The sequence below is a fragment of the Brevundimonas sp. genome (genome assembly GCF_032107865.1).
In the GTDB taxonomy this organism is placed as follows: Bacteria; Pseudomonadota; Alphaproteobacteria; order Caulobacterales; family Caulobacteraceae; genus Brevundimonas.
In genome coordinates this window covers 1-3215 of sequence record NZ_DAMCNG010000268.1, presented here as the reverse complement: position 1 = coordinate 3215, position 3215 = coordinate 1, and the positions used below count along the sequence as shown (strand labels likewise).

Genomic DNA, 3215 nt, shown 5'->3' with positions numbered 1-3215 from the left:
GCGCCGTCGGCCCCCGCCATGTCGACGTGCAGCGCCTGCGAACCCACGACCGTTGTCGGCAGGCCCGCCTTCTCGAACCACGGCGCATCCAGCGCATAGAGGGCCAGCAGGTGATCCACCGCCCCCGCCAGCGTCTTGGCCCGGCCCGGCCGCGAGGCCCAGACCTGCGGCCCGACGTATTTGATCAGCGGCGTCTTCGGCGAGGCCGCCCGGATCGCCTGGGCCACGCGGATGGTGAAGCCCCAGCTGTCGATCAGCACCACGGCGTCCGGCTTTTCCGCCGCCGCCAGCGCCGCTGTCTCGGCCACGCGCTTCTTGACCCGCCCGTAAGCCTTCACCCCCTCGATCCAGCCCAGAATCGACAGTTCGGCGATGTCGAAGGGACTGGCGACGCCCTCGGCCGCCATCTTGGGGCCGCCGACGCCGACGAAGACCACGTCCTTGCCCAGCCGCGCCTTCAGCGCCCGCGCTAGCCCGGCGCCCAGGGCGTCACCCGACGCCTCGGCCGCCACCAGCATGACCTTCAACGGACGGCTCATCGCGGCTCTCCCCAGACGAACAGGCCCAGACGGTCCGCCGCCTCGACCAGACCTTCGTGATCGATGACGATCAGCCGCCCCTCGAACCCGCCGATCCCGGCCAGACCCGCAGCGGCGGCCAGTTCAACCGTCATAGGTCCGATAACGGGCATGTCGACGCGCAGATCCTGAATTGGCTTGGGCGCCTTGCCCAGAGCGCCGCGCGCAAAGCCGGGCGAGCCGCGCAGATCGGCGGGCAGGCCAGCCACGCGCCGCAGCATCTCGTCCGTGCCTTCCTGGGCCTCGACCGCCAGCACAAGGCCGTCGCAGACGACTGCGCCTTGCCCGATATCCAGTTCACCTGATTTTTCAGCGACGTGCAGCGCCTTCTTCAGATCCGCCAGTTGCTCTGCCGTCGGCGTCACGCGACCCAGCGCGCCCGTCGCCAGCATCTCGCCGCCCAGAATGTCGTCCGCGCCCTCGACGGCGAAGCCTTCTTCCTCGAACACCGAAAGGACCTTGCGCAACAGGGCGTCGTCGCCCTTTGACGCCGCCGCAATGATGCCGGGCAGCAAGGACGCGCCCTTCAGATCGGGCTTCAGCGTCTTGAAGTCCGGCCGATTGACGTAGCCCGCCAGACAAACCGCGCGACAGCCCTCGGCGCGCATGGCCTTCACGATCTTGCCGATCTCGGCCATGCCGAAGTCCTGCCCCGGCCAGCGGTGCAGGTGGGCGTCGGCGAAGCCCTTCAGGCGGATGATGAAGACCTCGCGCCCCTCGACCTCGCAGCGCTGGGCGACGCGGATGGGCAGGTCGCCCGAACCCGCGATCAAGGCCAGCTTGGGCGCGGTCGTCATTCCGCGCCCGGCAGGCACAGCGGGCGCTTGCCGCCATCCCGAATGAAGGCGGTGATCTCCATGATCTCGGGCAGGTCGGCATAGGCCTGTTCGACCCGGTCCAGGCGCTCGGCGAAGACGCCTTCGCCCTCGAACAGGTCGCGGTAGGCGGCCAGCAGGCGACGCACCGCGTCTTTGCCGTAGCCCTTGCGCTTCAGCCCGATCAGGTTGAGGCCGTGCAGACTGGCGTGATTGCCCCAGACCGAGCCGTAGGGAATGACGTCGCGCGTCACGGCCGCCAGACCGCCGACGATGGCGCCCTGCCCCACCCGGCCGTTCTGGTGCACGGCGCACAGACCGCCGAGGAACACCCGGTCGCCGACATGGACGTGACCGCCCAGGGTGGCGTTGTTGGCCATAGTGACGTTATCGCCGACCACGCAGTCGTGGCCGACGTGGGCGCCGGTCATGAACAGGTTGTTCGAGCCGACGCGGGTGACGCCTGTCCCCTGCGGCGTGCCCCGGTTGAAGGTGCAGTGCTCGCGGATCAGGTTGTTCTCGCCGATCTCCAGCCGCACCGGCTCGCCCTTGTACCCGCCGTGCTGCGGATCGCCGCCGATGACGGCGAAGGGGTGGATCGTGGTGTTGGCGCCGACGCTCACATCCTGCTGGATCACCACATGGGTGACCAGACGCACGCCGGAGGCCAGCGCCACGCCCGGCCCCACGGTGCAGAACGGGCCGATCTCGACCCCGTCCGCCAGGGTCGCCGAGGCGTCGACGACGGCGGTCGGGTGGATGCTCACTGGGCGGGCTCCGCCACGGTGACGACCATGGCCATGAACTCGGCCTCAGCCGCCAGCTTGCTGTCGATGAAGGTCTCGCCACGGAACTTATAGGCGTCGCCGCGCGCCTTGATCACCTTGACCTCCATGCGCAGCTGGTCGCCCGGACGCGCGGGCTTGCGGAAGCGCACGCCGTCGATCGACATGAACATGATGACCTTGTCGGCCACGGCGACGTCCAGCGATTTGGACATCAGCAGGGCGCCCGTCTGGGCCATGGCCTCGACGATCAGCACGCCCGGCATGACCGGATCGATCGGGAAGTGACCGGGAAAGAAGGGCTCGTTGTGGGTGACGTTCTTGATGCCGACGATCGAGGTCGCCGCCACGAAGTCCTGCGCCTTGTCGACCAGCAGGAAGGGGTAGCGGTGCGGCAGGCGACGCATCACCTCGGCGTAATCAATATTGTTGTCTTCGCTCATTCTTTCGATTCCTTCGCGCCCTTCTTCTGGGACGCCTGTTTGGACAGCCACACCGTCTCGCGCAAGAATTGGCGCAGGGGTTTGGCGGGATAGCCGGACCAGATCTCGCCCGGCGGAATGTCGGCCAGGACGCCGCCGCCAGCCGCGACGCGCGCGCCTTCGCCGATGGTGATGTGGTCGCCCACGCCCGCCCGACCGCCGAAGATGCAGTTATCGCCGCTGGTGACCGAGCCCGAAATGCCGGTGTGCGCCGCCATCAGGTTGTTGCGTCCGATGACGCAGTTGTGGCCGATCATGACCAGGTTATCGATCTTGGTGTTCTCGCCGATGACGGTGTCGTCATAGGCGCCCCGATCGATGCAGGAGTTGGCCCCGACCGTCACCCCGTCCTGCAGGACGACGCGGCCCAGTTGCGGGATGTCCACCGGCCCGGCCTTGGACCCGGCGGCGCCGAAGCCCGCCTCGCCGATGCGTGCGCCCGCCAACAGCTTCACCCGGTCGCCCAGCAGGGCGAAGCCGACGGTGACGCCGGAACTGATCAGACAGTCGCGGCCGATCTGGACGCCCGGCCCGATGACGGTGTTGGCGCCGATG

Annotated in this window: 4 protein-coding genes and 1 pseudogene; all 5 read right to left on the bottom strand. The window is 68.5% G+C overall.

The annotated features are described in order from the left end of the window. Positions 1-539, bottom strand: a pseudogene (locus RT567_RS15285) (lipid-A-disaccharide synthase); the annotation flags it as partial. Beyond that, positions 536-1375, bottom strand: a complete 840-nt coding sequence (gene lpxI, locus RT567_RS15280; protein WP_313577096.1) for a UDP-2,3-diacylglucosamine diphosphatase — start codon at positions 1373-1375, stop codon at positions 536-538. The pseudogene RT567_RS15285 and the gene lpxI, both read right to left, overlap by 4 nt. Beyond that, complete coding sequence (gene lpxA, locus RT567_RS15275) at positions 1372-2160, bottom strand: acyl-ACP--UDP-N-acetylglucosamine O-acyltransferase (RefSeq protein WP_313577095.1); 789 nt, start codon at positions 2158-2160, stop codon at positions 1372-1374. Before lpxA ends, lpxI begins: the two co-directional genes overlap by 4 nt. Further along, on the bottom strand, positions 2157-2621 hold the full coding sequence (fabZ, locus tag RT567_RS15270; RefSeq protein ID WP_313577094.1) for a 3-hydroxyacyl-ACP dehydratase FabZ: 465 nt from the start codon (positions 2619-2621) through the stop codon (positions 2157-2159). The genes lpxA and fabZ overlap by 4 nt, the downstream gene beginning before the upstream one ends. After that, a partial coding sequence (gene lpxD, locus RT567_RS15265) for a UDP-3-O-(3-hydroxymyristoyl)glucosamine N-acyltransferase (protein ID WP_313577093.1) occupies positions 2618-3215 on the bottom strand: 598 nt, incomplete at its 5' end. The genes fabZ and lpxD, both read right to left, overlap by 4 nt.